This window comes from Rhizobium sp. WSM4643 (assembly GCF_025152745.1).
Taxonomy (GTDB): Bacteria; Pseudomonadota; Alphaproteobacteria; order Rhizobiales; family Rhizobiaceae; genus Rhizobium; species Rhizobium leguminosarum_I.
In genome coordinates this window covers 2046613-2072533 of record NZ_CP104040.1, presented here as the reverse complement: position 1 = coordinate 2072533, position 25921 = coordinate 2046613, and the positions used below count along the sequence as shown (strand labels likewise).

Genomic DNA, 25921 nt, shown 5'->3' with positions numbered 1-25921 from the left:
ATCCTAGTCGATATCGTTGGAAACGGCGATGAGTTTGTCGAGGGCGAGCGCCGTGGCACCGCTATCCAGCGAATGCGTGGCCAGCGTCATGCCGTCGCGGATCGTTTCGACCTTACCAGCGATGACGAGCGAGGCGGCGGCATTGGCGAGCGAGATATCGCGATAGGCGTTCTTGGCGCCGCCGAGCACCTCGCGAAGGGCTGCGGCGTTGGCGACACCATCACCGCCCTTGATGTCGGCGAGCACGCAAGGGCTGACGCCGAAATCGGCGGGCGAGAGTTCGAAGGTGCGGATCTTGCCGTCTTCGAGTGCCGCGACTTTTGTAATGCCGGTCGTGGTGATCTCGTCGAGGCCGTCGCCATGGACCACCCAGACGCATTCGGAGCCGAGATCGCGCATGACTTCGGCAAGCGGCACCAGCCATTGCGGCGAGAAGACGCCGAGCAGCTGGCGGCGGACGCCGGCCGGACTGGAAAGTGGCCCGAGCAGATTGAAGATCGTCCGCGTGCCAAGCTCCACCCGCGAGGGGCCGACATGGCGCATGGCGGAATGATGCAGCTGCGCGAACATGAAGCCGACGCCGGCTTCGGCGATACAACGGGAGATGATCTCGGGACCGACATCGAGCTTGACGCCGAGTGCCGCCAGATTGTCGGCCGCGCCCGATTTCGAACTCAGCGCCCGGTTGCCGTGTTTGGCGACGGGAACACCGGCGCCGGCGACGATCAGTGCCGCCAGCGTCGAGATGTTGTAGGTGCCGCTGGCATCGCCGCCGGTGCCGACGATGTCGATCGCATCGGCCGGCGCCTCGACGGTCAGCATCTTCGAGCGCATCGCGGTCACCGCGCCGACGATCTCATCGACCGTTTCGCCGCGCACACGCAGCGCCATCAGGAAGCCGCCGATCTGCGAGGGGGTCGCCTGGCCCGACATCAGGATGTCGAAGGCGGCACGGGCCTCGTCACGCGTCAGCGGCTCGCGGCTTGCGGCCTTGGCCAGGAACGGCTTCAGATCGGTCATAAAGCCTCCTAGCGGACCGTCGCCTTTTCGGCGAGCGTCTGGTTGATCTGAGCGCCATACTGCGTCTGCAGCAGGTTGACCATCTGATCGAGAATATCGTCGCCGGCGGCATTGGCCATGGCGGTGATCTGGGCATCGCGGTTGTTCAGCACATCGCCGGTCGGCTGGGTGTTGACCTCGGTGACCTTCAGCAGGATCTGCGTCGAGGGATCGGCGCCGACAGCACTTGCGACCGTATCGACCGGGCCGGAAAAGGCGGCAGTGGCGCCGGCGCGGCCGAGGACCGCATCATCGGTGGAGCGGGTGATGCCACTCTTGCTTTCGACGGCAATACCGAGCGGCGTTGCGATATCTGCAAGTGCCTTGCCCTTTTGCGCCTCAGCCTTCAATTCAGCGGCCTTTTTGGCGAGTTCGGCCTTCTGCTGCTCCGCCGTCCAGTCCTCAATGGCTTTTTCGCGCACCTCGGCCACCGGGCGCTCGCGATCCGGCGTGATTTCGCGGACATTGAACCAGACATAGCCGTCATTGCCGATCGAAAGCGGCGGCGCATCGACGCCGACCTCGGTCTTGAAGGCTTCGCCGAGCAGTTGCTGCTTGGCGGGGAGATCCTTGACCTCCTTGCCGTCCTTGTCGGCGCCGGTCATATCGACGGCGTCGACGGCCACTGCGGTGAGCTTCAGCTGGCCGGCAATATCCTCGAGCGTGGAACCGCCTGCGCGCAGATCCTCGATGCGATCGTGAACGTTGATCACTTCCTGAGAGGCGTTGGAGAGCGCCAGCTGTTTGCGGATATCTTCCTTCACCTCGTCGAAATTCTTCGTCGTTTCAGGCTTGATGTTGGTGACGCGCAGGATGACGGGTCCGAAGGAGCCGTCGACGACAGGCGTCGTACCGCCGTCGCGCGAAACCGCAAAGGCGGCATCGGCAACGGCCTGGTCGGGAACCTTGTCTTTGGTGAATTCGCCGAGCAGCACGTCGCTTGCCGTCTTGCCCTGGTCGGAGACCAGTTGGTCGAAGCTGGTGCCGCTCTTCAGTGCCGTTTCGGCGGCGGCGGCGAGATCCTTGCTGGCGAAGGTCAGCTGTTCGATGGTGCGGCTTTCCGGCGTGCGATAGGTATCCTTGCTCTTATCGAAGGCTTCGTGGATCTGGTCGTCGGTGACGGTCGCCGCATCGGCGATATCGGCGGGCTGCAGCTTGAGGTAGACGAGCTTGCGGTATTCCGGCGCACGGTAGCGCTGCTTGACACCCTCGAACCACGTCGCCAGTACGTCGTCGGCGGGCGCCTTGATCGGCTCGATATTGGCGTTGGTGAGCAGCAGGTAATCGATACTGCGGCTTTCATCGCCATAGAGCTTCAGCGCGTCGACCAGCGTCTTCGGCGCCGTGAAGCCGTTGGAGATGGCATCGACGACCTGGCTACGGACTGCGACCTTGCTACGCTCCTTGATGTATTCGTCCTGGCGGATGCCGGCATTGCGAAGACGCGAGACGAAGAGTTCGCGGTCGAACTGGCCGTTGACGGCCTTGAAAGCCGGATCGTCGGCGATCAGCTGGGCGAGGCGATCCTGCGACAGGCCGAGGTTCATGTCTTCGGCGAGTTGGTCGAGCGAGGCGCCGGCGACGAGCTGGGCGAGCACCTGCTGCTCGATGCCGAAGGCGCGGGCCTGCTCGGGGGTGAGGCGGGTGCCGAACTGCTGGCTGACGCTTGCCACCTGGCGCTGATAGGCGAGGTGGAATTCGTTGACGTCCACATGCTGATCGCCGACGGTCACGACCGTGGTGCTGTTGCTGCCCGTGATCAGCGACCGGGAGACGCCCCAGATGCCGAAGGACGCGACCAGCAGAAGCATCAGCAGCTTGGCGACCCAGGTCTGAGCGGCTCTTCTCAGGATGTGGAACATAGAAACGCAAACCTCGCAGTATCATTGACCCGCGCGCGGGCGGACATTCGACGTTCCTTAAAACAAACCCGACAGGAAATGAAGGGTTTGTCGCGCGAAAAGCTGCACAAGGCGGCCGCTCCGCCGCCGCGGCGTTGCGGCGAACAAAAGATCGGCTCCGACGGAACCTTTCGGGCCACCATTTCGTTGAAGCGGCATCCCATGAAACAGGAGCAGACCATGGCAGAATTGAAAACCGCTTCCGCCGAATCCACCGCCGCGCGCGTCAAGGCTGACATAGCAGCAGACGATCTGTCGGCGCAGGTCGCAGCCCTTCGCAACGATCTTTCACGCCTGACGGAAAGCGTGGTGGCGCTGGGACAGGGGGCGAAGTCGGCCGTGACCGACGAGGCTTCGCTGATGACGGAACGGCTGCGCGATAAGGTGCGCGAAGAACCGCTCATGGCACTCGCGGTGACGGCAGGCATTGCCTACGTGTTCGGCATGCTCAGCCGCCGCTGAACGGGAATTCAGGATGAAGAAAGGCCGGACGTCATGGACGCCCGGCTTTCAATATTTCCGAGGACAGCAAAAGCCACAGAGGCCAGCTTTTGCGACCGGTTCAACGGCGGATGACGCGCCCGATCGCGATCAGGATGCAAGCACCGACGAAACCGGTGATCAGATAGCCCAGCCAACCGGCAAGCGGCTGGATGTGCAACAGGCCCAGGACCCAGTTGGCGACGATGGCGCCGACGATGCCGAGCAATATGTTCATCAGCAAGCCCATGCTGCTGCTCATGACCTTTTCCGCCAGCCATCCGGCGATGCCACCGATGATGATGGCTGCAATCCAACCCACGCCTGCGTTTTCCATGGTTATCTCCCTCCTGGCAAAAACGAGTCACAGAATGCACGAAACGACAGGAAGTTCCACTCCCAGTTACTGAGACCGCTTGCAGGCTTAGTAACTTATGTGACTCACGGCAGCAGGGTGACCGGAGAGTGCAGCGCGTGGGCGGCAATCTGGAACAGGAGGCCGGCAATGGCCAGCATTGCGAAGCTGAACGGCATAATCAAGCTTTTGCTAAACATCTTTTCTCTCCCGTTTTGCGTAAAGCATAAGCGGAAGCTGACTGAGCGCAACAATATTGTTAACGGATAGTTAAGGCTGGCAATTAATTAATATTCAATACATTCACGGTTGTTGTAATACTTTCGGGTGACGAAACGTTTCTTCTGCAGCCTTGCAGTGTCAGCTGACGATCATCTGCGATCTTTGCGCTCCAGGCCTTCCGGTCTGCGACGGCTCGTCGACATTGACTACAAAAACAGTTGCACCCGAAGATGCAACTGCTTCTGCGGATCGCAGGCAAGCGGGCCGGAAACAGCCGGCGCTGTTCCGGTGATCACACGCCGCCGGCGGGCAATCAGGTTCGGTGAACGATCAGCATGAAGAAGAGGAAAGATGCCGTTGCGACCGTTGCGGCGAAGGCAATCTGATAATCCATGTCATTAACCCCGGCTTGGACAGCTCCCGTTAACGCCTGCGGCGTCGCGGGGTTCCATGCCGCCAGTTCGCGCCTGTTACCTGCGGATTGATTTTGCCGAAGAATGCGTCATCTTCCCTAGAACAGGATGATTTTAGGTCCAGTCAGTCTAAAATCCTGATCTAAATTGAGAGTTAGAGCATGATGTCGTCCGAAACGGCTGACACTTTTGGCATCATGCTCTGAAACGCCATCCAATCCGGGGAAAACATTTGATGTCAAAAGCTGCAATCGCCATCGCCTGCATCTGCCTGCTGACACTTTCGGGCTGCGGCAATACCGCATACGGGCTGAAGAAGGATGGACAGGAAGCGAGCCACGCAATGGACGACGCGACACATCGGGTGCTTTCCGCCGGCGCCAAGAAGTGATGCAGGCGACGGAATAAAAAAGCCCGCCTGGGGTGAGGCGGGCTTAGGATAACAGGGAGAATGGACGGATAGACTCCGCCTCCACTAATAAAGCACTTCCTTAATCGTGTGGCTTTACGTCATTCGACGTAACTGCGACCGGCAACGATCCGATGCGACCATGATTCGGAATCGAATCAGAGATGCCAGGACCGAATCAATGATATTGGATCGGATCAGAAGTTGCCCCAGTTTTGGGCGCGGGCACGGGCGCGGATAATCCGGTATTCGCGACCGCCATAGAGCGAGCCGATTGTCAGCAGAAGTGTCAGGACGTCCCAGAAGATATGCATGGTGCCCTCTTAAGGTTGGACGGTCCCGCCGCCGATCGGTGAAGATACAATAGCAATCTTTCGGATGTGCTTATATGACAAGAAATCGGGATGAGCGGAGAAGCGGGCAGGGCGCTTCCGCAAGGGAGAGGCGGCATCGCCGTCTTGGAGCAGCAAAGTGAACAGATTACCGGACGGCGGCTCATGACGATTTTCACCGTCCGCCACATCACGTCCTATCGTTACGTCAGGGAGGTCGGCTTCGGCGAGCATCGCTTGATGTTCCGACCGCGCGACAGTTTCGACCAGCGGCTGATCGAAGCGTCGTTGACGATCTATCCTGAGGAAAGTCATGTGCGCTGGATCCACGATGTTTTCGGCAATTGCGTGGCGCTCGTCGATATTTCGAGGCCGGCGTCCGAGCTTCGTTTCGAAACCTGGATCACGCTTGATCATACGCCCCAGGTCGCACTGGATCTTAAGGTGGATGACGAGGCGCTGACCTATCCATTCTCATACGACAAGGATGAGATTGCCGATCTGACGCCGGCGATGCAGCGCCATTATCCAGATCCGAACGACGAGGTCGGACGCTGGGCGCGCCAGTTCGTGCGCCTTGGGCGTCCAACCGAGACCGGGCATCTGCTGATGACGCTCTGTTACGCCATTCGGGAAAGCTTCGTCTATGCGCGGCGCCAGGAACATGGGACGCAGACGCCGGTCCAGACCTTGCGGCTTCGTTCCGGCACCTGCCGGGATTTCGCGCTTCTGATGATGGAGGCCGCACGCGTCCTCGGCCTCGCGGCACGGTTCGTCACGGGCTATGTTTATGTTCCCGACCGGGACGGCTCCACCGTGCTCGGCGGCGGCTCCACGCATGCGTGGTGCCAGATTTATCTTCCAGGCGCCGGCTGGACGGAGTTCGATCCGACCAACGGGATCGTCGGCAACCGCGATCTCATTCGTGTCGCCGTTGCCCGCGATCCGCGCCAGGCAGTCCCGTTGAGCGGCAGTTATGACGGGCATGGGAAGGATTTCGACAGCATGACGGTGCAGGTGAACGTCACCACAAGGCCATATGGCTAGCCATGCGGTGACGGTCCCGGGCTTGCGGGAACCGGGGCCGCGCGATCAGCGTTCCCTGCTCACCTCTACCAAAGCAGAGACGCGACAAGGAAGCCACAATGAAGATACGCGCCGGGTTTCATCTGGGCTACGAATGCATGCAGCCAACGCCGATGCTGCTCGTCCTCAATATTCACCCCTCCCGTCGTGCCGATCTTCTCAGCGACCAGATCCTGACATTCGACCGGCCGATCGAGGCCTGGAGCTATACCGATGTGTTCGGCAATGCCTGCAGCCGGATCGTCGCCCCGCCGGGACTGACAACGATCTCTACGGAATTCGAGATCTACGACAGCGGCCAACCCGACATCGTTCCCGACGATGCTGTCCAGCACGCAATCAATGACCTGCCCGACGATGTGCTGGTCTTCCTGCTCGGCAGCCGCTATTGCGACACCGACAGGCTTGCGGATTTCGCCTGGGCCAGGTTCTCGTCAACGCCGCTTGGCTGGGCGCGCGTCCAGGCGATCTGCGATTTCGTCCATGACCATATCACCTTCGATTACCTGAAGGCCGACGTCCTCAGGACCGCGCATGGCGGCTTCACCGACAAGGCGGGCGTCTGCCGCGACTTTGCCCATCTCGCCATCGCGCTTTGCCGATGCATGAATATCCCGGCCCGATATTGCACGGGCTATCTCGGCGATATCGGCGTTCCGATCGATCCCAATCCGATGGATTTCAGCGCATGGTTCGAGGTGTTTCTCGGCGGTCACTGGCATACGGTCGATGCCCGCCACAACACGCCGCGGATCGGCCGGATCCTGATGGCGACCGGCCGCGACGCCACCGACGTCGCCATGTCGACGGCCTTCGGCCCGGCAACCCTCTCCCGTTTCGAGGTGATCACCGAGGAAGTACCGCAGGAGGCGGTGAAGGCCGACTGATCGCGGGATCGCGGGCGAGGGAAATTCTATGCCTTCTTCAAGCAGGCGGGCCGCCGAACCAATTCTGAAGGCGCATGATCGGCGCCCGGTATGAACATGCGAGCACCAGATGCCCGGAAGTCAATTGGACTCGAGCTTGCCGGTCCAGCGGTTTCGCCCCTTCCAATATGAGCATTCCGGGCAGGGCTCGCCGACCGGATAGTCGATTCCCTCCTCGTGGGGGCACCCGATGATTCCTTCCGCCATCACCACCGATTTCACCTCATTCTCGCGCAGGAATGCCGCGATCTCGGCGATAACAGTCTCGTCCATCCTGAGATCGCCGGTTTCGGCAAGCCATCGGCGCAGATCGAGGGGATCCGCATGCAGCGCCGGCATGATGCTGACGGCGGCCTTGCTGGCGCGGCGGTTGTCGGGCCCATAAAAGGCGATCGTGCCCATGGGGTAACCGCGGTTACCGCGCTTGCTCTTTTTCTCGAGCCATTTCCGTGGTTGCCAGCCTAATTTCATCGTCGCTGCTCGCTTTTTCAGTGGTTTGTTATTCTATTATCCATCCTAATTCGCAGGGTAAAGTTCGGTCGCAATGAAAATGGGCCGAGGATATGGCGGGCAAGAGACAATGGATCAGGACACGGAGCGAGAAGCCGGCTCCGGCCGACAATCTTGAGAAGCTGGCGGTTATCGCGGCCTGCGAGGCCTTCATTCGAGCTGTTCTGAAGCCGCGTTTCCTGCCTGAGATCCGGCCAACCGAATGGAACTACGTCGTCGATATCAGAGGCTCGTGGGCGGGAAATCGGTATCGGTTCATGCAGCGCTACAGATCCGGCTTTGAGAACAATCGCGGCGAGGAGTTCGATGCTCCCTTCGCCCGCATCGACCGCATGGGACCCGATCGGTTCGATATCTATTGGATGCGGCACACAGGCAAATGGTGGCGGCTTCATTCCGGCGTAACGCTTGCCGAGGCTCTGCGAATCCTCGAAACTGACGGCGTGCTGCATCCGGTCTGATCAAGACAGAACGGCGCCGCAGACTGGAACCGCCTTCGTCCACGATGAAATCTCGACCACCACGGCCATGAGCGAATATCAATATTACGAATTCCAAACGATCGACCGCCCCCTCAGCGGCGCGGATCGCCACTCTCTCCGGGAGCTATCGACCCGGGCGCGGATCACCTCCACGAGCTTCACCAATTCCTACGAATGGGGCGACTTCAAGGGTGACCCGGCCAACCTCATGGAGCGCTGGTTCGACTTGCACCTCTATCTCGCCAATTGGGGTACGAGGCGCCTGATGATCCGCTTGCCAAAGCGGCTTGTCGACCAGCAACGCCTCGACGGATTTCTCAGCGCGGTCGATGGCGCCGATCTCGCGACCTCAGGCGGAAACCTGATCCTCGACATAATATGCGAGGAAGTGGAATCCGACGCTGATTGGGAAGAGGGGCCGGGCTGGCTCACGGCGCTGGCGCCATTGCGCGCGGCGGTGCTGAGCGGTGATCTCAGGCTTTTCTATCTCTTGTGGCTGATGGCTGTTCAGGCGGGGACGCTCGGGCCGGAGGAGGTGGCGCCACTGCCGGGGCTAGGCCCGATGACCGATGCGCTTGAAGCCTTCGCGCAATTCTTCGGTCTCGATGCCGACCTCGTTGCCGCGGCCGCCGAACGCGCGGCCGAGACGACATTGGCCGGCTCCAAGGCATCGGATGCCGTCCAAAGCTTTGTCGCCGCCTTGCCCGACAAAGAGAAGACGATGATGCTCGTCCGTCTGATCGAGGGCGATCCGTATGTGGCAAGCGAGTTGCAGAAAAGCGCCCGCAGCTTCTTCGCCGCGGCCTCCGCAGCCAAACCGGACGCCGCCCCGCCCACGGTCGCGGAACTGCGAGCCCATGCCGGCGAGATTCGCCATATCCGCGAGCGCAAGGAAAAGGAGCGGCTGGCGGCGGAACGAAAAAAGCGGGAGGCAGAAGAGGCCCGCGCCCGCCGCGCGCGGCTCAACGCGATCATCCAACGGGGCGATGCAGTCTGGCGCGAGATTGAGACCGAGATCGAGCGCCGCAACGCCTCCGGCTATGACAACGCCGCCAGCCTGCTCGCCGACCTGAAGACGATCGCCGAACAAAATGGCGGCACTGCCGATTTCACCCGCCGCCTACATTCGATCCGTGAACGCCACGCTCAGAAGGGGCGCTTCATCGAGCGGCTGAACGCTTTCGGCTAGCCCGCGCGAGCGCAGCTCAGACCAAGGTCCGATCCATCCCGGACTTCATGCCCATAGCGACTCTCGGTTAATGCGATAGCTTCCTGCGCCATGTGCGGAGGTGTTCGGAGTTTTTGCTATGACTAAAATAATCGTTGCGGGGATGATACTGACGCCGCTTATCTTCTGGGGTTCTATTGGCGTCCTGATCTACGCATACTTCTCGTGAGGGCTGCCCGGCGAATCATCGACTGAGGTCGGCCGCGTCCTGCTTATCTGCCTATCTGAGTGACGGCGCTGAGGACGCGCGCTGTTTCCCGCAAGGATAACACCAGACTTCATCCCCGCCAGGAACGACACCGGGACGTCTTCGCGACGCCGACCAGAGGACGGCCACGTGATCTCGTGGCAGCGACGTGACGTCAATCTGCCGCCCGACCCCATTCTTAAGTTAATGGCGGTCGCGTCCTGCTTCAGCCTGTATATCATCTCGTTGTCAACGGAAAGGAGCAGGCGTGAGGTGCGGAGCCGGTTCGCAATACTCAATCAGCAATTCGGTGAGGACCCGTATCTTCCGTGCAGGATGCTGACCTGGCGGGCGGATGACATATGCAGCCGCCGGGGGTGGTGGATAATGCGTCATGACCGGCACAAGCGCGCCGGAGGCTATAAATTCATGGGTAAGGCAATCAGGCAGGTAAGCGATCCCTAGTCCTGCTGCCGCGGCAGCGACCAGAGCAGGGCCGTTGTCGGCCTTAAATCGCCCCTGCGGACGAACCGTGATGATCTTGTCGCCATCCATGAGTTGCCAGGCTTCGGTGCCCTGCATGAGGGCCTCATGAGCGACGAGTTCCTCCGGCGTCTCGGGCGACCCATGCACCTTGATGTAGTCCGGGCTCGCGACGAGCTTCCCATAGATCGGTCCGACGCGTCTTGCGATCAAGTTGGAGTCCTGAAGATAGCCAACCCGGATCGCACAATCATAACCCTCTGTGATGAGATCGACGAAGCGATCACTGTAGCAGGTATGGATGTGGAGCTGGGGGTGGCGGCGCGCCATTTCCGCGAGGATAGGCGCGAAGTGACTCTGGCCGAAGGAAAGTGGCACGGCAACTCGCAAGCGGCCGCGAAGGTCACCGGCGGGTAGGATCGTTTCCCTGGCCACGTCGATCTCGGCGTAGACTCTCGCGGCATAATCTCGGAACGTGGCCCCTGCTTCCGTGAGAGCGGCGCCCCGGGTGGTCCGTGCAAGAAGCTGGACACCAAGTTCCGCTTCAAGCCGGAAGAGCCGCCGACTGACGATTGACTTGGAGACGCCGAGCCGGAGCGCAGCTGGCGAAACACCCCCGGCATCAGCCACTTCGACGAAGGTCTGCAGTTCTTCGATGTCCATATAGCGTTCCCCTTTCCGCGACACAGCTTGCCATAGGAGGGTGCTACCGCATCTCGAATAGGAACGGCAATACTGCTTCCAGGCAACGCCGCCCCCGGCGCATGTCTCCCGCAAAACCAATGCCGCTCGTGGGCGGCAGCAAAGGATGTAATAATGACCTTTCGTAATGGCCTTGCTTCGCTTCTTCGCCCCGAAGATTCGGTACTCGTTCTGATCGACCACCAGCCATACCAGCTCGCGAACCTGAACAGCCACGATCCGCACGCAGTGGTCAACAACTCGACCGCCCTGGCGAAGGCCGCCAAGGCCTTCGGTGTCCCCACCATCCTGACGAGCGTGATCGCCGATCGGGGCGGTCTGATCTTTCCGCAAATCACCGATGTGTTCCCCGGCCGGGAGGTGATCGACCGGACGTTCATCAATACCTGGGAGGATCGGAAGGTCGTGGACGCAGTCAAGGCGACCGGCCGCAAGCAGCTGATCATCGCCGGCCTGTGGACCGAGGTCTGCGTCGCAATGCCGGTGATCCAGGCGCTCGGCGAAGGCTGGGATGTGACTGTTATCGCTGACGCATCGGGAGGGACTTCGGTCGAAGCCCATGAGGTCGCCATCCAGCGCATGACCGCGGCCGGCGCGAACATGATGACCTGGCTGGCGTTGGCGTCCGAATGGCAGCGCGACTGGGCCCGGACCGAGCACGCCGCAGAGTTGACGGAGGTGCTCAAGCAGCATGCCGCTGGTAGCGGTATCGCGTGCCTGTGGGAGCAGCAGCTGCTCAACACGCCTGTGCCTGGCAACGCAGGCTGATCTAAGCGGGGATGCAGAGATTTTCGAGCGACGCGTTGCGAAGGCTGATTGCTTATCGAGCCTCTTCATCCCCTCTCAATCGGAAGGCCGTCCGTCCCTGGATGCTCGCGGCGGGCATGATCGACTCAAGAACTAGGGCTTTGCAGTCCCTTCCAGCCCCTCTTGTGTTTGGAGCAGAACTTGCGAACGCATTCGAAGGTGTCGGGCTTATGAATCCTGAAGGAATGACCACCCGCAACCATACCAGCGGCGCCGGCGGTTATTCTGGAGCGCGCAGATGTTCATCGCAGGTTAATGCGGATTAACCCAGAATCGCAGCCAGAAAGGATGCGCCGATGAAGATGCTTTTTGCCTCACTTGCAGCCACGGTATTGGCTGCATCTTTCGCCCTGCCGCTAAGCGCCGCGCCGATCGTCGTGCCGAACGCAGTACATATACATACCCCGGACGTCGAGCAGATCAAACACCGTCGCCACGATAATGGACATGCGTATGGCCACTGGAAGAAACAGCGATACGCTTACCGCGACTGCCGGTATTACGGCTCGTGCTATCGTCCGCGGTATTACGGCAGCCGCGACTATTACGGCTATCGCGACGATTACCCCTATCGTCGTCGGTCAGGTGTGACCGTGTACTTCGATTTTTAGTCGGCAGTGCCACGGACACCAACGTTGGCGCCCCACAGCGCGCCTTCGGCCTTCACGAGTTCCGCTGCCATGAGATGAACGGGCGTCGGGCAGGGATGGGCATTATCGACAGTAGCCACAGAACGGTCTTGCATAAAAGAAGGGCCGGGCGAATGCTCGCGCCGACCCTTCTTTGATTACGTCAGCACGGTGCCAGTACATCCGTGGTCACCAGCAAAAGCCATCTGATAGATTGAATTTATGCGCCTCGTGAATTTTCGCAAGGATTAGGGGGTGCTGAATTAGGGCTAGATGAGGGAGGCGCAATAACCACGGGACGACGAGGAGTACGACACGCGCTCTGAGGGCTCCAGCTTCAATGCCGATCCGTCCAGTCGATCATCGGGGCGACAGCAAAACGGAAGCCCTACCACATCGCCGCGATGCCACTGAGATGGAACCTGCCGTTATGATAAGCTGTAGTTTCCGGGCAGAAATCGGAAATTACTCAACAACTCAATGTGATGTGGCGGAAGAGGTGGGATTCGAACCCACGGTACGGTTTCCCGCACGCCGGTTTTCAAGACCGGTTCCTTAAACCACTCGGACACTCTTCCATCTGATTGAAAAGGTCGAGACACCAACATTCTGTTGATGTCTGTGAACCGGCCGTTGCTGCCGATTTGCTACCCAATCATTCGATGGCTGGCTTTCTAGCAGCTTTGAAAGCAGCGTCAACTTGCTCTGCAGCATTTGCCGGCATCCCTGGCGCGACGTGCGAACAAATTCGAGCGTGAGCCGAGGCAGGCCTATTCCGCATATTGGAAATGAATCGCGTTCTCCAAGGCTTGAGCGTTAACTGTATCGTTCTGGCGGAGGAAACAAGCCATGGCCATGTATCTCACACGCTTCAGCTACACGCCCGAAATCTGGGCGCGAATGATCGAAAACCCTGAGGATCGCCGAGAGGCGGCACGCAGTTACATGGAATCCGTCGGCGGAAAGCTGCATGGGTTCTGGTACGCCTTCGGCGAGCACGATGGTTGGAATCTGTGGGAGGCGCCTGATAACGTATCGATGGCGGCCGTCGCACTTGCGATCGGCGCAGGAGGCGCGCTCAGTTCTATGGAGACCACCGTCCTCCTCAGCGTCGAGGATACGATCGAAGCCTTGGAAAAGGCGAAGTCGATTCGGTATCGTTCACCGGCGGCATAGGTGGTGTGCCCACCGTTTCCATCCATACTGAAGATGAGCGCTTCGCGCGTATCTCGTTCCCGGCGCAAGCTCTCTGCAAATTGCGCCGGAGACATGAGATCAAACATCTAGCTTCCGTCAGATCCAAGGCCCTTCGGGCCGTTGAGTTGGTTCATATCCTCGCCGAGAGATCGAACCGCCTCCATCGTCACGGCGAGTGCCGACATCAGGATTGCGATGTCGTTGTCTTTATTCGGCTGGGAAAGCGCGCGAGATCGGGCATGCAACTGCTGGCTGACCCTGTCGAGCTGCGTCACGGTTTCATCGTGCATGGTGATCCTCCAAAGGTCTACACCTTCAAAGCCCGCGGCGGACAATTCGTTCCCATACCGAAGGAAGCGTCAAACACGCGATCTGCGTTACATCGCATCCAATCGGCGACGCTGCTTACCCATTCGGCTTGCGCAAGGGCGGAAGCCGCAGGTAGGGATTTTGGGGATCGTAGGATCCCTTCGGCTCACCCTTGCCGGGCTTTACCAGATTGCGCACCAGTTTTCCCTCAGGCCCGAAAATATAGTCGATGCCGGCGCAGAGATGGGCGAGGGAGCGGTAGTTGAAATATTTGAACCAATCGTCGGCGAGGAAGACGGCTTCGTCCCACGTCTTTCCACGAAGGCGGTTATATCCGGCCCGCTGCAGAAAGGCTTCGCCTGTTCTCCTATCGACGGCGGCGCCGAGGCATAGGTTGCCGGCGATCAGTGACAGCCGGACCACCTTGATAGTTTCGGCATTCTTGTTCGGTAAGGGTTTCAGGGCCTCAGCAAGATAAAAATTCGTCTGGGGATCGTTGGTCATCGTCTTGCGCCAATAGGCGGGGAAATCCTCCGCGGCGGCGCCGACGGCCGATGAGCCGGTCATCACCACCAGCAACATCAAGTTTTTGAAAATTCGGCCCATTCCTACGTCCCCCAACCGGCGTCGAGAGTGCATAGCGTCATATCACGGGGATAGGCAAGGTGGTGCCGCGCCGACCCGCTGCCGCTCGTCAAGTACGCACAGGCCTTGTTTCAATATGGAGCTGTTGGGGCGTTCGGAAGCGCCGGGATGTTCACCATATGCCCCGCATCGGCACGTTCATTTCTGGCCCCATTACGGCGATGGAATGGTGGGCAGGGAGGGTTCGCGTTAGCAATTTGTAAACCATAATCATTAGAATTGTCGCTATCGCCGCGAAATTGTTCGTAAAATTGCCACGAACCTAGCAAGATTAAAGCCTCATTAGGCGGGCGGGAATAAGGCGTTGTTGGCCCAAGATAGGGCAAGGTTCCTTAACCATAACGATCTTTGAGCGGCGTGGGGCACATGAAACTGGAATACGGGGCGGCGTCTTTCGCAACGACAGCACGGTGGCTGGCGATCTCGGCGATGTGTGCGACGGTTGCGGCGTGTGGCACGACGCAGGCGGTGCCGAAGAAAAAAGCCCACGGCAAAGAATATTTCTCTGAATCCGAATATGGCGTCAAGGCGAGCCCGCGGGTCGCCACCGGCAACAACATCCCCAAGGGCGGCGGCCGCTACCTCGTCGGCAACCCTTACGAGGTGAAGGGCAAGTGGTATTATCCGAAGGAAGACTTCGCCTATAACAAGGTCGGCGTCGCCTCCTGGTATGGTTCGGCCTTTCACGGGCGCTTGACGGCGAATGGCGAAGTCTACGACCAGATGCATCTTTCCGCTGCCCATCCGACCTTCCCGCTGCCGAGCTATGCGCGCGTTACCAATCTCGAAAGCGGTTCCTCGGTCATCGTGCGTGTCAACGATCGCGGCCCCTATCACGAGGGCCGCATCATCGATCTTTCCAACAAGACGGCCGACATGCTCGACCTGCAGCACAGCGGCACCGGTAAGGTGCGCGTGCAATATGTCGGCCGCGCCCGCATGGACGGCCACGACATGCCCTATCTGATGGCCTCATATTCGCCGAAGGGCAGCCGCATTCCCGGCGTCAATCCGGAAGGGCAGATCGCAACCGGCGTGATGGTCGCCTCCAACAGCCGCAAGATCACCCGCGACCAGTTGCAGAGTTCGGAAGACTACGAGACGCCGGCCAACGTGCCGGTGCCGATGTCGGCGACCTCTTATGCCGGTTCGACGCCGAGCGCACGCTACAATGCGGCACCGGCTGCCCATGTTCTGGTGGCGCCATCAGCGCCGTCGTTCAACAATGGCGCTCAGGCGATGGACCAGTTGGTCGTGCTGCCGGAGATCGGTCCGATGCCCTACGAGCGGCCCGAGAATTCGCTGGCGCTCGGCTATCAGAACGAAGAGGTGAAGACGGTGACCGTCGATCTCGCCTTCGATGCGGTGATGGTGCGCAATGACGGGCTGACGCAAGAGTCCATCCTTGCCGCGGCCAAGCGTCATCAGGCAAAGTTCGCCGCGCGCTGAACTGGCAATTGCATCGGATTTCCTCGCGTTCTAACCTCCTGAAATACGCCGCTCGATCAATGGAAATTGCGATGCTGAAGCCCGTGCTTCGCCTGCTTGCATGCCTGATGCCGTTCGCCACCGGCGCCTTTGCAGCCGATGGCGGTGCCTCCGGCTTCGCCACCAAGGCGGCGCAGGCCTATATGATCGAGGCCGCCACCGGCACGGTGCTTCTCGCCAAGAACGAGGACCAGGGCTTTTCGCCGGCTTCGCTCGCCAAGCTGATGACGATGGATCTGGTTTTCGAGGCGGTGACCAAGGGCCAGATCACGCTCGATACCGAATATCCCGTATCCGAATATGCCTGGCGGACGGGCGGCGCGCCGTCGCGGACGGCAACGATGTTTGCCAGCCTCAAATCACACGTGCGCGTCGAGGACCTGATCAAGGGCGTCGCCATCCAGGGCGCCAATGATAGCTGCATCATCCTCGCCGAGGGCATGGCAGGAAGCGAGCAGCAATTTGCCGCGTCGATGACGCGGCGTGCCCGCGAACTCGGCATGGAGAAGGCCGAGTTCGGCAATTCCACCGGCCTTCCCGATGGCAAGAGCAAGGTGACCGCACGCGAGATGGTGACGCTCGCTGCCGCCCTTCAGCAATCCTATCCGAATCTCTATCCCTATTTTGCGCAACCGGATTTCGAGTGGAACAAGATCTTCCAGCGTAACCGCAACCCGCTGCTCGGGCTTGATCTCGGCGCCGACGGGCTGGCAACCGGTTTTACCGAGGGCGAGGGCTATTCGATCGTCGCTTCGGTCGAGCGCGACGGCAGGCGGCTGTTTCTGGCACTCGCAGGCATCGCCTCCGACAAGGAGCGGACGGAGGAGACCAAGCGGGTGCTCGAGTGGGGACTGACGGCCTTCGAGAACCGGCAGATCTTCGCCGAGAAGGAAGTGATCGGTGCCGCCAGCGTCTATGGTGGCACGTCGCGCACCGTCGATCTCGTCGCCAAGGCGCCGGTCAGCGTCTATATTCCGATCAGCAATCCCGACCGGCTGTCGGCGCGCATCATCTATCACTGGCCGCTGACGGCGCCGGTCATGCCGGATACCCAGGCGGGCACGCTGAGGATTTTCGCCGGCAGCCGGCTACTCAGGGAGGTGCCGCTTTATACGGTGCAGGCAGTCGGCGAGGGCTCGCTCAGCAGCCGGGCGGTCGACGCCATGCTGGAACTCGGCGAATCGCTGTTCTTCTCCTGGCTCTGGGACAAGTCCGCGCCCGGCTGAACATTCGGTTTCCAATGCAATTTGCCGGGAAAGGTGAATATGTCGCCGCGGCGAAAGGTTTTCCTCCATGATATCTTCGGATAGATAGAAGGAGCGGGGCGCGTGCGGCGCCTGGAATGCGGGAAGTTGTCATTGTCATCCGGTACGGGATTGTTCGTTACGTTTGAAGGCGGGGAAGGCGCTGGGAAATCCACGCAAATCCGTCGCCTCGCCGAGGCGCTGAAGGGCGAAGGTCACGACGTGCTGGTGACGCGCGAACCCGGCGGTTCGCCGGGTGCCGAGGCCGTGCGCCACGTGCTGCTGTCGGGCGCTGCCGAGGCCTTCGGCACGCGGATGGAGGCGATCCTCTTTGCGGCGGCACGCAACGACCATGTCGAAGAGGTGATCCGGCCAGCCCTTGCATCAGGCAAGGTCGTGCTCTGCGACCGCTTCATGGATTCCTCCCGCGTTTACCAGGGCATCACCGGCAATCTCGAGCCCGATTTCATCGAGACGCTGCAGCGTATCGCCATCAACGGCGTCATGCCGGATTGTACGGTGATCCTCGACATCCCCGCCAGGGTCGGGCTGGAGCGGGCGCAGAAGCGCGCTGCCGCTGACGGTCCCGATCGCTACGAAAAAGAGCGGCTGGAAACGCACGAGAAACGGCGCGAGGCCTTTCTCGATATCGCCGCCCGCGAGCCCGAGCGCTGCCACGTGGTCAACGCCATGCAGACGGAGGAGGCGATCGCCGCCGAGATCCTGGCGATCGTCAAACAGCTGCTGTCGCCCGCGGGCCGTTTGCGAATGCCGGAAGCCGCCCATCATGAGTGAAGCCCATTATGAGTGAGGAAAGGCCCGGACTGCTCGACGGCGCCATCTGGCCGGGGGAAAATACCAGACTGTTCGGCCATGAAGAGGCGGAGGCGTTCCTTGCCCAGTCCTACCGGTCCGGCAAGGGCCACCACGCCATCCTGATCGAGGGGCCGGAAGGCATCGGCAAGGCGACGCTAGCCTTCCGTTTCGCCAATCACGTGCTCTCGCATCCCGATCCCGAGACAGCGCCGAAGACGATCGGCGATCCCGATCCTGCCTCTCCCATCAGCCGGCAGATCGCCTCCGGTGCCTCGCATAATCTGCTACACCTTGCTCGGCCGGTAGACGAAAAGACCGGCAAGGTGAAATCGGCAATCACCGTCGACGAGGTGCGCCGCGCCGGCAAGTTCTTCTCGCAGACGTCTGGCACCGGCAACTGGCGGATCGTCATCATCGATCCTGCCGACGACATGAACCGCAATGCAGCCAACGCCATCCTGAAGATCCTGGAAGAACCGCCGAAGCGGGCGCTGTTCCTGGTGCTCTCGCACGCGCCGGGACGGCTGCTGCCGACGATCCGCTCGCGGTGCCTGCCGCTGAAACTGGCGCCGCTTACCGACGAAGCACTCGTCGCGGCCCTTGCCCATCTCGGCATATCAGGCGAGGGCGGAACGGTGCTTTCGGCCGCCAAAGGCAGCGTCGGCGAGGCGCTGAAACTGTTGAACTATGGCGGCGGCGACATCATCGCCGCCTATGACGAGATGCTTGCCGCCGAAGGGCCGACGGCTCGCAAGGCGATGCATCGGCTGGCCGACGCACTTTCGGGTCGGGAAAGCGACACGATCTTCGATTTCTTCGTCAGCCATGTCGGCGACGACATCATGAACCGCGCGCGCGCGGCGGCAGGCGCGGGGCAGATCGCCGCGGCAGAGCGGCTGGCGCGGCTCTATTCCGAGATCACCGAGCGGCTCACCATTTCAGATGGCTACAATCTCGACCGCAAGCAGACGATCATCAGCATTCTCGCCGATATCAAGCAGCCGGGCGTTTAAAGCGCGAAGCGCTTTAATTCTCTGATTTATGCATGTCGTTATCCCAAAACCGCTGCACACTTTTTGGGCGACATGCATCGTCAGCCGGTCAGCAGCTTTAATGCGACGACGGCAAGGGTGGCGGCAAGGACGATGCGGATGGTGCGTTCGTGCAGCCTCGGCGCCAGAAGGCTTCCGATGATGATGCCGGGGATAGAGCCGATCAACAGGGCAAGCAGCATCGGCCAGTCGATCTCGCCGATCAGCCAATAGCCCGTGCCGCCGATCAAGGTCAGCGGTACTGCATGGACGATATCGGAACCGACGATCTCGCGCACATCGAGCCTGGGATAAAGGATCAGCAGGATCGTCACCCCCAACGCGCCGGCGCCGACAGAGGTCAAGGTGACGAGGACGCCGAGAACGGATCCGAGAACGACGGTGAGGACGAGGATGGTCGTCGGCTTCGGCGGCGTGCGATCGCCGATGGCGCGGCGCGCCAATTCGAGGATCGGGCCCCGGAAGACCAGCATGATCGCGGTCATGACCAGAAGCCAGCCGAGCGCGGTGGTGATGGTATTGGTTACGCCGATGCTTTTGCGATCGACGCCAGCCAGCAGCCATAGCATCAGCAGGGCGGCCGGCAGGCTGCCGGCTGCGAGGCTGCCGACGATCTTCCAGTTGACGCGCCCATGCATGCCGTGAACGGCGGTGCCGGCCGTCTTGGTGATCGCCGCATAAAGAAGATCGGTGCCGACGGCGGTGGCGGGATGGACGCCGAAGAGCAGCACCAGCAGGGGCGTCATCAGCGAACCGCCACCAACGCCGGTGATGCCGACGAGCGCGCCCACGAACAGACCTGACAGCGAATAGAGCGGCTCGAATGTCAAACAAGCGCCCCTGACGGCGCGCGGCCACCACAAACCCGGCAAATGAAAACTGGCACTTCGTTCTTGTCCCGCCCTCTGTCTTATGACGGGTAGATTGGGTGAGAAGCTGAGTCAAGTTCATGCCCTCGCCGTCCCGGAAAACATCGGCAACTGGAAAGTTGAGGTTTCGCTTGACGGTGACATGCGCTAAGAGCGGCTGACCATTTTTATAGAGTTAGCCGGACATTGGCCGCCATGACAGACAAGACACCCTTCTACATCACCACCGCGATTTCCTACCCTAACGGCAAGCCGCATATCGGTCATGCCTATGAGCTGATCGCGACGGATGCGATGGCACGCTACCAGCGCCTCGACGGCAAGGATGTGTTTTTCCTCACAGGCACCGACGAACACGGCCAGAAGATGCAGCAGACGGCACGCGCCGAGGGCATCAGCGCGCAGGCGCTCGCCGACCGCAACTCTGGCGAATTCCAGGCGATGGCGACGCTGCTCAACGCTTCGAACGATGATTTCATCCGCACCACGCAGGAGCGCCATCACGAGACGTCGCGCAACATCTGGAAGCTGATGGCCGACAATGGCGACATTTACAAGGACAGCTATGCCGGCTGGTATTCGGTGCGCGACGAGGCCTATTACCAGGAAAACGAGACGGAGCAGCGCGCCGACGGCGTGCGCTACGGGCCGCAGGGCACGCCTGTCGAGTGGGTGGAAGAGGCAAGCTATTTCTTCAAGCTCTCCGAATACCAGGAGAAGCTGCTTGCGCATTACGAGGCGAACCCCGATTTCATCGGTCCGGCCGAGCGCCGCAACGAGGTGATCTCCTTCGTCAAGTCGGGCCTCAAGGACCTCTCGGTCTCACGCACGACCTTCGACTGGGGCATCAAGGTGCCGAACGATCCGGCCCATGTCATGTATGTCTGGGTCGACGCGCTGACCAACTACATCACCGCGACCGGCTATATCGAGGACAGGAACGGCCCTCGGGCGAAATACTGGCCGGCCGACGTGCACATCATCGGCAAGGACATCATCCGCTTCCACGCCGTCTACTGGCCGGCTTTCCTGATGTCGGCGAAGCTGCCGCTGCCGAAGCGGGTCTTTGCCCACGGCTTCCTGCTCAACAAGGGCGAGAAGATGTCGAAGTCGCTCGGCAACGTCGTCGATCCGGTCAATCTGGTGAACCATTTCGGCCTCGACCAGGTGCGTTACTTCTTCCTGCGCGAAGTCTCCTTCGGCCAGGACGGCAGCTATAGCGAAGAGGCGATCGGCACCCGCATCAACTCCGACCTCGCCAACGGCATCGGCAATCTCGCCAGCCGGTCGCTGTCGATGATCGTCAAGAATTGCGACAGCAAGATCCCGCAATGCGGCGCGCTCAGCGACGAGGACAGAGCGATGCTGGCTGAGGTCGACGCGCTGCACGCTTCGACCCGCGAAGACATGGGCAAGCAGCAGATCCATCGGGCGCTTGCCTCGATCATTTCGGTCGTTTCCGAGACCGATCGTTATTTCGCCGGCCAGGCGCCGTGGGCGCTGAAGAAGACCGATCCGGAGCGTATGGGCACCGTGCTTTACGTCACCGCCGAAGTCGTGCGCCAGATCGCCATCCTGCTTCAGCCCTTCATGCCTGAATCCTCGGCCAAGCTGCTCGATCTTGTCGCGGCAGCTGCAGACAAGCGCGATTTTGCTGCCCTCGGCGAAGCCGGTCGTCTGGTTGCCGGAACGGCCCTCGAAGCGCCGACGCCGGTCTTCCCGCGCCACGTGGCTCCGGAGGCTTAAGGCCGTGCTGATCGACACGCATTGCCATCTTGATTTCGCCGACTTCGAGGCGGAGCGGGACGAGATCGTCGCGCGCGCCCATTCGGCTGGTGTTGCACAGATGGTGACGATCTCGACGCGGGTGCGAAAGCTCGAGACATTGCTTGCCATCACGGAGAAATATCCCTCGGTATTCTGCTCCGTGGGCACGCATCCGAACAATGCCGACGAAGAGCTGGATATCCAGACGGAAGAGCTGGTGCGTCTCGCCAATGCCCATCAAAAGGTGGTGGCGATCGGCGAGGCCGGTCTCGACTATTTCTATGACACGCAAAAGCCTGAGGACCAGCAGACCGGCTTTCGGCGCCATATTGCGGCGGCGCGCGAGACTCAGCTGCCGCTCGTCATCCACAGCCGCAGCGCCGACGAGGACATGGCTGAGATCCTGACCGAGGAAAGCGGGAAGGGGGCCTTCCCCTTTATCCTGCACTGCTTCTCGGCAGGCCCCGAACTTGCCAAGACCGGAGTCGCGCTCGGCGGATACATCTCCTTCTCCGGCATTTTGACCTTCCCGAAATCGGAAGAGCTGCGAGAGATCGCCAAGACGCTCCCGCATGAGCGGCTGCTTGTGGAAACGGACGCGCCCTATCTGGCGCCGAAGCGCTGGCGCGGCAAGCGCAATGAGCCGTCCTATGTTGTTAACACGGCCGAGGTGCTCGCCGATACGATCGGCCTTTCCCATGAAGAGGTCGCGCGGATTACGACGGAGAACGCTTTCCGCCTGTTCTCGAAGATGCCGAGGATCTAGCGGCGTGCTCTACCGGCGGCGTTTCACCATTCTCGGCTGTTCGTCGTCACCGGGCGTGCCGCGCATCACCGGCGACTGGGGCGCCTGCAATCCCAACAATCCGAAGAACCGGCGCACGCGCGCCGCCTTCATGGTGCAGCAATTCGCACCGGATGGCGAGGTGACGACCGTCGTCATCGATACAGGGCCGGATTTCCGCGAGCAGATGATCAGGGCAGGTGTCGATCATGTCGATGCGGTGCTCTACACCCATCCGCACGCCGACCATATTCATGGCATCGACGATTTGCGCGGTTATTTTCACAATACGCGCCGCCGGGTGCCGATCTTTGCCGACCAATTTACGATGGACAGGCTGCGGGAAGCCTTCGGCTATTGTTTGGAGACGCCGCCGGGCAGCAATTATCCGCCGATCGTGCTGCCGATCGTCATCGAAAATCTCGATGAACCTCTGGAAATCCACGGCCCTGGAGGCACGATCCCGTTTCATCCGCATATCCAGCAGCACGGGGATATCCACTCTCTCGGCTTCCGCATCGGCGATGTGGCTTATTGCAGCGATATCAGTGACTTCCCGCCGCAAACTGTCGAGAAGCTTAAAGATCTCGACGTGCTGATCATCGACGCGCTGCAATATAGCTATCATCCGAGCCATCTGTCGCTGGAACAGTCGCTCGACTGGATCGGCCGGCTGAAGCCGAAACAGGCGATCCTCACCCATATGCACACGCCGCTCGATTACGACGCGGTGATGGTTGAGACGCCGGATCATGTGGTGCCGGCGTATGACCAGATGAGCTTCGAGATCGAGGGCAGAGCCAGGGCCTGAGCCCCGGCACTGAGTGCAGGGTCACTGCATATAAGGCAGAACCTCGACCGCGCCGCGGTGGATCATGTCAAGCGAGACATAGAGGATGATCAGCAGACCGACATAGGCGATCCAGCGATGGTTGTTGAGCAAGCGGGCGATCAGGTTTGCGGCGATACCCATCAGCGCGATCGACAGGGCAAGACCGATGACCAGCACGCTCGGATGTTCGCGTGCAGCACCCGCAACGGCCAGAACGTTGTCGAGCGACATCGAGACATCGGCGATGACGATCTGGGTCGCCGCCTGCAAGAAGGTCTTTCTCGGCGCGCCTTCGGCACCCGCCGCTTCGTGGTTCTCGCCGTGACCGGCGCGAAGTTCGCGCCACATCTTCCAGCAGACCCAGAGCAGCAGCAGGCCGCCGGCCAGCAGCAGACCGACGATCGCCAGCAGATAGACAGCAACGCTGGCAAAGAGAATACGCAGTACGGTCGCGGCCAAAATGCCGACGATGATCGCCTTGCGGCGTTGCGTGGCCTCCAGGCCGGCAGCGGCAAGGCCGATAACCACGGCGTTGTCGCCGGCGAGAACGAGGTCGATAGCGATGACCTGCAGCAAAGCCGTCAGACCGGCTGCCGTAAAGATATCCATATGAATTGTCCCCAATGCGTCAAAGCCGTGCTAGCGTTTCGAAGGTTTGACGTCAACCGCTGAGGGATTTCGCAGCCGGCGCAATTTATGGCTCTGCGCATCTGATGGCAGGCGACGTAATGGAACCGCAGGCGATATGGCAGAGCATCGCAATTCCCGTGGAACATTCACCTCAGCCACCGGTTCTTCAGGTCAGGAAACCAGGCGTCAGCCAGCCTTCGGCCAGATATTGGCCAGACTTCGGATTGGCGGCTGGATCTGCACACCGACAGGAGAGCCAAATGGGCAGCATTTACAACGATACCAATCCGGCCTTCTCAGGCCCGACGGGGGGCAGCAGTCTTGCTGCATTCTTCGACAGCCGATCGGAGGCTGAATCCGCCGTCTCCCGTCTTGAAGACGCGGGCGTGCCGGTTGCGAGAATAAGGCTGATGCCCGGATATGAGGCGGACAGAAAAAATGCCGGCGTCATGAGCGACGACCGCAGCGGCTTCTTCGATGCACTGGCAGACTTCTTCTTCCCCGATGAGGATCGTGCGGTCTATGCAGAAGGGCTGCGGCGCGGCGGCTTCCTCGTCCAGGTCAATGATGTCGATGACGCACTTTATGAAACCGTCCACGATATTCTGGACGACGAAGGCAGCATCGACATGGATGAGCGGGCAGATCTCTGGTCGTTGGAGGACAGACAGCAAGGCGCGTCCAATACCGGCTTTGCCGGATCGGCGCATGGCGGCAAAGCCTCGGAAGACCTCGCCGTGTCCGAGAGCGCATTCGACGATGCGCGCCCGGTGGCAATGCGGGACACCGCGCATGGAAGTGCCAAGGTGCGTGCCTATACCTTCCCCGACCCTGGCACCACGTCAACGGACGAAACCAATCGCCAATCCCAAACTCAATCGCAAGGCGGATCTCACCAGAGCCAGGGTTTCCGGCGCGACCATTGATATCAGGGGCCCGGCTGCAACGCCGGGCCTCATTTCCCTCGCTCACCTATTCGAGGACATGTCGATGCAATCATCCATCAACCGCCACGGCCTTCCGCCTGACCCCGATGAACTGATCGAGGAAGGCGATCCGCCCTTTGCCGATGCCGCGGAGCAGACGGCGCGCGAAAAGGCCGACGAGAGCCTGAACGCCCTGCAGCATGAGGTCAGGCTGCTGAATGCTCGCATCGGCGTGCTGCGCGAGGATGCAGAAGCGGCGCTGAAAGCCAAGGCGGCATCGGTCGATGCAAGCGCCCATGTCCAGCTCGGCGATTATCCCTGGCTGAAACTTGTCGCAGCGATCGGCGCAACCTTCATTGCCGCCAGGCTGGTTCGGCGTCTTCCGCTCGGCGCGCTGCTTGCAGGATTTGCCGGTCATATCCAGGAGGTAAGACGGCAGTGACGGAGGTGAGTGCCTGATTGCCAACGCCGCCCCTTTAACGTGACATGCCTTGAGAGCTACCAGTGCGCCGACGGTATCAATGAACCTGCACGGTTTCCGAAGGCATCGGCTTGGCAAGCTCTTTGAGAATCGCTTCAAGCGCATCGGCTGTCGCCTGCAGGCCGGATGACCGCGCAATTTTCAGTGCCGCCCTGCAGTGAGCAGATAATTCGTCCTGCTGGACGTGATCATTCGTCGGAAATACGATGCCCGCATATTGCGACGGGTTTCCGGCTTCATCCCTGAAGCAGCGGCCGAAGGCAGCCACGGCTACTATTTGCCCGCTTCGATCAAATACACGATAATCACAGCGATACGGATTTCCTGTGATCACCGATTCTGAAATCGCCTTGGCCACAGATGGCTTGTCGTCCGGGTGAATCCGGTCGAGGTATCGTATGACCGGCAGCCCCGTCAGGGTCTGTTCCGGATCAAGCCCAAAGAGGTTTGCCAGCGCCGAATCCGCATAAACCTTGTCGGTCGCCAATTCCCAGGTGAAAATGCCAGGCTCTTCGGCAACGGAAAATTCGGACGTGCCGATGCTGTCGACAAGGTTCATTCCACATCCACATTCTGCGCGCCACTGCTGCTGGTCGATCAAGTCACCTGACTCTTGAGAGAATACGACGTGCTCGACGATTACGCCTCCGATCTTACTGCATAATTCCTC

General features: G+C 60.6%; 28 protein-coding genes and 1 tRNA gene. 18 read left to right on the top strand and 11 right to left on the bottom strand.

Annotation, left to right across the window (positions count from 1 at the left end; translation table 11 throughout):
- Positions 1-3 precede the first annotated feature (3 nt).
- Positions 4-1020 (bottom strand): anthranilate phosphoribosyltransferase, encoded by a 1017-nt coding sequence (gene trpD / locus N1937_RS10515; protein ID WP_162117138.1) that lies wholly within the window; start codon positions 1018-1020, stop codon positions 4-6.
- An 8-nt stretch (positions 1021-1028) separates the two neighbouring features.
- A complete protein-coding gene (locus tag N1937_RS10510) occupies positions 1029-2921 on the bottom strand; it encodes a peptidylprolyl isomerase (RefSeq protein ID WP_260058616.1) in 1893 nt (630 codons plus the stop codon).
- 219 nt (positions 2922-3140) lie between these two features.
- On the opposite strand from N1937_RS10510, the gene N1937_RS10505 reads away from it, so the two are divergent.
- Entirely contained in the window at positions 3141-3422 is a 282-nt protein-coding gene (locus N1937_RS10505; RefSeq protein WP_026154158.1) for a hypothetical protein, read from the top strand.
- Between the two features lie 100 nt (positions 3423-3522).
- Here N1937_RS10505 and N1937_RS10500 read toward each other — a convergent pair whose 3' ends face one another.
- Positions 3523-3777: a GlsB/YeaQ/YmgE family stress response membrane protein gene (locus tag N1937_RS10500; RefSeq protein WP_162117140.1), complete on the bottom strand. Its 255-nt coding sequence runs from the start codon at positions 3775-3777 to the stop codon at positions 3523-3525.
- A gap of 888 nt (positions 3778-4665) precedes the next feature.
- On the opposite strand from N1937_RS10500, the gene N1937_RS10495 reads away from it, so the two are divergent.
- From N1937_RS10495 to N1937_RS10485, 3 genes are all read left to right on the top strand, one after another.
- Positions 4666-4821: a hypothetical protein gene (locus tag N1937_RS10495; protein WP_017964370.1), complete on the top strand. Its 156-nt coding sequence runs from the start codon at positions 4666-4668 to the stop codon at positions 4819-4821.
- Between the two features lie 515 nt (positions 4822-5336).
- A complete protein-coding gene (locus tag N1937_RS10490; protein WP_026154157.1) occupies positions 5337-6218 on the top strand; it encodes a transglutaminase family protein in 882 nt (293 codons plus the stop codon).
- 98 nt (positions 6219-6316) lie between these two features.
- Positions 6317-7144: a transglutaminase-like domain-containing protein gene (locus N1937_RS10485; protein WP_170255853.1), complete on the top strand. Its 828-nt coding sequence runs from the start codon at positions 6317-6319 to the stop codon at positions 7142-7144.
- Positions 7145-7264: 120 nt separating this feature from the next.
- Here the strand turns inward: N1937_RS10485 and N1937_RS10480 are convergent, their stop codons facing one another.
- Complete coding sequence (locus N1937_RS10480) at positions 7265-7654, bottom strand: hypothetical protein (protein ID WP_260058614.1); 390 nt, start codon at positions 7652-7654, stop codon at positions 7265-7267.
- A gap of 92 nt (positions 7655-7746) precedes the next feature.
- On the opposite strand from N1937_RS10480, the gene N1937_RS10475 reads away from it, so the two are divergent.
- Together N1937_RS10475 and N1937_RS10470 are read left to right on the top strand one after the other, a co-directional pair.
- Positions 7747-8154, top strand: coding sequence for a DUF3024 domain-containing protein (locus tag N1937_RS10475; RefSeq protein ID WP_260058613.1), 408 nt, complete (start codon positions 7747-7749; stop codon positions 8152-8154).
- Positions 8155-8221: 67 nt separating this feature from the next.
- Positions 8222-9364, top strand: a complete 1143-nt coding sequence (locus N1937_RS10470) for a hypothetical protein (RefSeq protein WP_260058612.1) — start codon at positions 8222-8224, stop codon at positions 9362-9364.
- Between the two features lie 475 nt (positions 9365-9839).
- Here N1937_RS10470 and N1937_RS10465 read toward each other — a convergent pair whose 3' ends face one another.
- Entirely contained in the window at positions 9840-10736 is an 897-nt protein-coding gene (locus N1937_RS10465; protein WP_260058611.1) for a LysR family transcriptional regulator, read from the bottom strand.
- Between the two features lie 153 nt (positions 10737-10889).
- Here N1937_RS10465 and N1937_RS10460 point away from each other — a divergent pair, with 153 nt between their 5' ends.
- Both N1937_RS10460 and N1937_RS10455 read left to right on the top strand, forming a co-directional pair.
- Entirely contained in the window at positions 10890-11543 is a 654-nt protein-coding gene (locus N1937_RS10460; RefSeq protein WP_260058610.1) for a hydrolase, read from the top strand.
- Positions 11544-11878: 335 nt separating this feature from the next.
- A complete protein-coding gene (locus tag N1937_RS10455; RefSeq protein ID WP_017964360.1) occupies positions 11879-12193 on the top strand; it encodes a hypothetical protein in 315 nt (104 codons plus the stop codon).
- A 506-nt stretch (positions 12194-12699) separates the two neighbouring features.
- Here the strand turns inward: N1937_RS10455 and N1937_RS10450 are convergent.
- A tRNA-Ser gene (locus tag N1937_RS10450) sits at positions 12700-12789 on the bottom strand.
- A gap of 271 nt (positions 12790-13060) precedes the next feature.
- On the opposite strand from N1937_RS10450, the gene N1937_RS10445 reads away from it, so the two are divergent.
- Positions 13061-13387 carry a GYD domain-containing protein gene (locus tag N1937_RS10445; RefSeq protein ID WP_260058608.1) on the top strand — a complete coding sequence of 109 codons (327 nt, stop codon included), beginning with the start codon at positions 13061-13063 and terminating at the stop codon, positions 13385-13387.
- Positions 13388-13494: 107 nt separating this feature from the next.
- Here N1937_RS10445 and N1937_RS10440 read toward each other — a convergent pair whose 3' ends face one another.
- The gene (locus N1937_RS10440) at positions 13495-13698 is read right to left on the bottom strand and encodes a hypothetical protein (protein ID WP_017964356.1); all 204 of its coding nucleotides are present in this window, start codon (positions 13696-13698) and stop codon (positions 13495-13497) included.
- A 115-nt stretch (positions 13699-13813) separates the two neighbouring features.
- Positions 13814-14323: a hypothetical protein gene (locus tag N1937_RS10435; protein ID WP_162117145.1), complete on the bottom strand. Its 510-nt coding sequence runs from the start codon at positions 14321-14323 to the stop codon at positions 13814-13816.
- A 405-nt stretch (positions 14324-14728) separates the two neighbouring features.
- Here N1937_RS10435 and N1937_RS10430 point away from each other — a divergent pair, with 405 nt between their 5' ends.
- The 4 genes from N1937_RS10430 to N1937_RS10415 all read left to right on the top strand — a co-directional run bounded on the left by N1937_RS10430 (position 14729) and on the right by N1937_RS10415 (position 18923).
- Positions 14729-15811 (top strand): septal ring lytic transglycosylase RlpA family protein, encoded by a 1083-nt coding sequence (locus N1937_RS10430; protein ID WP_162117146.1) that lies wholly within the window; start codon positions 14729-14731, stop codon positions 15809-15811.
- A 71-nt stretch (positions 15812-15882) separates the two neighbouring features.
- On the top strand, positions 15883-17076 hold the full coding sequence (locus N1937_RS10425; RefSeq protein WP_162117147.1) for a D-alanyl-D-alanine carboxypeptidase family protein: 1194 nt from the start codon (positions 15883-15885) through the stop codon (positions 17074-17076).
- 132 nt (positions 17077-17208) lie between these two features.
- Positions 17209-17889 carry a dTMP kinase gene (tmk, locus tag N1937_RS10420; protein ID WP_170263107.1) on the top strand — a complete coding sequence of 227 codons (681 nt, stop codon included), beginning with the start codon at positions 17209-17211 and terminating at the stop codon, positions 17887-17889.
- Between the two features lie 8 nt (positions 17890-17897).
- Positions 17898-18923, top strand: a complete 1026-nt coding sequence (locus N1937_RS10415; protein WP_260058605.1) for a DNA polymerase III subunit delta' — start codon at positions 17898-17900, stop codon at positions 18921-18923.
- Positions 18924-19003: 80 nt separating this feature from the next.
- Here N1937_RS10415 and N1937_RS10410 read toward each other — a convergent pair whose 3' ends face one another.
- Positions 19004-19792: a sulfite exporter TauE/SafE family protein gene (locus N1937_RS10410; protein ID WP_017964350.1), complete on the bottom strand. Its 789-nt coding sequence runs from the start codon at positions 19790-19792 to the stop codon at positions 19004-19006.
- Positions 19793-20026: 234 nt separating this feature from the next.
- On the opposite strand from N1937_RS10410, the gene metG reads away from it, so the two are divergent.
- The 3 genes from metG to N1937_RS10395 are packed head-to-tail and all read left to right on the top strand — an operon-like array spanning position 20027 to position 23193.
- Positions 20027-21577, top strand: a complete 1551-nt coding sequence (metG, locus tag N1937_RS10405) for a methionine--tRNA ligase (RefSeq protein WP_017964348.1) — start codon at positions 20027-20029, stop codon at positions 21575-21577.
- A 4-nt stretch (positions 21578-21581) separates the two neighbouring features.
- Positions 21582-22364 carry a TatD family hydrolase gene (locus N1937_RS10400; protein ID WP_017964347.1) on the top strand — a complete coding sequence of 261 codons (783 nt, stop codon included), beginning with the start codon at positions 21582-21584 and terminating at the stop codon, positions 22362-22364.
- Positions 22365-22368: 4 nt separating this feature from the next.
- Positions 22369-23193, top strand: coding sequence for an MBL fold metallo-hydrolase (locus tag N1937_RS10395; protein ID WP_260058604.1), 825 nt, complete (start codon positions 22369-22371; stop codon positions 23191-23193).
- Positions 23194-23214: 21 nt separating this feature from the next.
- On the opposite strand, the gene N1937_RS10390 is transcribed toward N1937_RS10395, so the two are convergent.
- Positions 23215-23823 carry a TerC family protein gene (locus N1937_RS10390; RefSeq protein ID WP_017964345.1) on the bottom strand — a complete coding sequence of 203 codons (609 nt, stop codon included), beginning with the start codon at positions 23821-23823 and terminating at the stop codon, positions 23215-23217.
- A 281-nt stretch (positions 23824-24104) separates the two neighbouring features.
- Between N1937_RS10390 and N1937_RS10385 the strand changes: the two genes are divergently transcribed.
- Together N1937_RS10385 and N1937_RS10380 are read left to right on the top strand one after the other, a co-directional pair.
- Complete coding sequence (locus N1937_RS10385) at positions 24105-24770, top strand: hypothetical protein (protein ID WP_222385036.1); 666 nt, start codon at positions 24105-24107, stop codon at positions 24768-24770.
- 64 nt (positions 24771-24834) lie between these two features.
- Positions 24835-25212 (top strand): hypothetical protein, encoded by a 378-nt coding sequence (locus tag N1937_RS10380; protein WP_222385035.1) that lies wholly within the window; start codon positions 24835-24837, stop codon positions 25210-25212.
- A gap of 76 nt (positions 25213-25288) precedes the next feature.
- Here N1937_RS10380 and N1937_RS10375 read toward each other — a convergent pair whose 3' ends face one another.
- Positions 25289-25810 (bottom strand): PAS domain-containing protein, encoded by a 522-nt coding sequence (locus N1937_RS10375; RefSeq protein ID WP_222385034.1) that lies wholly within the window; start codon positions 25808-25810, stop codon positions 25289-25291.
- Positions 25811-25921: the final 111 nt, after the last annotated feature.

What these genes read in the sequence shown, in the direction of transcription:
- N1937_RS10445 (WP_260058608.1), top strand. Translation starts at nt 13,061, where the DNA reads ATGGCCATGTATCTCACACGCTTCAGCTACACGCCCGAAATCTGGGCG.
- N1937_RS10470 (WP_260058612.1), top strand. Translation starts at nt 8,222, where the DNA reads ATGAGCGAATATCAATATTACGAATTCCAAACGATCGACCGCCCCCTC.
- N1937_RS10430 (WP_162117146.1), top strand. Translation starts at nt 14,729, where the DNA reads ATGAAACTGGAATACGGGGCGGCGTCTTTCGCAACGACAGCACGGTGG.
- N1937_RS10500 (WP_162117140.1), bottom strand. Translation starts at nt 3,777, where the DNA reads ATGGAAAACGCAGGCGTGGGTTGGATTGCAGCCATCATCATCGGTGGC.
- N1937_RS10510 (WP_260058616.1), bottom strand. Translation starts at nt 2,921, where the DNA reads ATGTTCCACATCCTGAGAAGAGCCGCTCAGACCTGGGTCGCCAAGCTG.
- N1937_RS10460 (WP_260058610.1), top strand. Translation starts at nt 10,890, where the DNA reads ATGACCTTTCGTAATGGCCTTGCTTCGCTTCTTCGCCCCGAAGATTCG.
- N1937_RS10435 (WP_162117145.1), bottom strand. Translation starts at nt 14,323, where the DNA reads ATGGGCCGAATTTTCAAAAACTTGATGTTGCTGGTGGTGATGACCGGC.
- N1937_RS10475 (WP_260058613.1), top strand. Translation starts at nt 7,747, where the DNA reads ATGGCGGGCAAGAGACAATGGATCAGGACACGGAGCGAGAAGCCGGCT.
- N1937_RS10495 (WP_017964370.1), top strand. Translation starts at nt 4,666, where the DNA reads ATGTCAAAAGCTGCAATCGCCATCGCCTGCATCTGCCTGCTGACACTT.
- N1937_RS10425 (WP_162117147.1), top strand. Translation starts at nt 15,883, where the DNA reads ATGCTGAAGCCCGTGCTTCGCCTGCTTGCATGCCTGATGCCGTTCGCC.
- N1937_RS10415 (WP_260058605.1), top strand. Translation starts at nt 17,898, where the DNA reads ATGAGTGAGGAAAGGCCCGGACTGCTCGACGGCGCCATCTGGCCGGGG.
- N1937_RS10455 (WP_017964360.1), top strand. Translation starts at nt 11,879, where the DNA reads ATGAAGATGCTTTTTGCCTCACTTGCAGCCACGGTATTGGCTGCATCT.
- N1937_RS10480 (WP_260058614.1), bottom strand. Translation starts at nt 7,654, where the DNA reads ATGAAATTAGGCTGGCAACCACGGAAATGGCTCGAGAAAAAGAGCAAG.
- N1937_RS10485 (WP_170255853.1), top strand. Translation starts at nt 6,317, where the DNA reads ATGAAGATACGCGCCGGGTTTCATCTGGGCTACGAATGCATGCAGCCA.
- N1937_RS10465 (WP_260058611.1), bottom strand. Translation starts at nt 10,736, where the DNA reads ATGGACATCGAAGAACTGCAGACCTTCGTCGAAGTGGCTGATGCCGGG.
- N1937_RS10380 (WP_222385035.1), top strand. Translation starts at nt 24,835, where the DNA reads ATGCAATCATCCATCAACCGCCACGGCCTTCCGCCTGACCCCGATGAA.
- N1937_RS10385 (WP_222385036.1), top strand. Translation starts at nt 24,105, where the DNA reads ATGGGCAGCATTTACAACGATACCAATCCGGCCTTCTCAGGCCCGACG.
- N1937_RS10490 (WP_026154157.1), top strand. Translation starts at nt 5,337, where the DNA reads ATGACGATTTTCACCGTCCGCCACATCACGTCCTATCGTTACGTCAGG.
- N1937_RS10440 (WP_017964356.1), bottom strand. Translation starts at nt 13,698, where the DNA reads ATGCACGATGAAACCGTGACGCAGCTCGACAGGGTCAGCCAGCAGTTG.
- N1937_RS10505 (WP_026154158.1), top strand. Translation starts at nt 3,141, where the DNA reads ATGGCAGAATTGAAAACCGCTTCCGCCGAATCCACCGCCGCGCGCGTC.
- trpD (WP_162117138.1), bottom strand. Translation starts at nt 1,020, where the DNA reads ATGACCGATCTGAAGCCGTTCCTGGCCAAGGCCGCAAGCCGCGAGCCG.
- N1937_RS10375 (WP_222385034.1), bottom strand. Translation starts at nt 25,810, where the DNA reads ATGAACCTTGTCGACAGCATCGGCACGTCCGAATTTTCCGTTGCCGAA.
- N1937_RS10390 (WP_017964345.1), bottom strand. Translation starts at nt 23,823, where the DNA reads ATGGATATCTTTACGGCAGCCGGTCTGACGGCTTTGCTGCAGGTCATC.
- metG (WP_017964348.1), top strand. Translation starts at nt 20,027, where the DNA reads ATGACAGACAAGACACCCTTCTACATCACCACCGCGATTTCCTACCCT.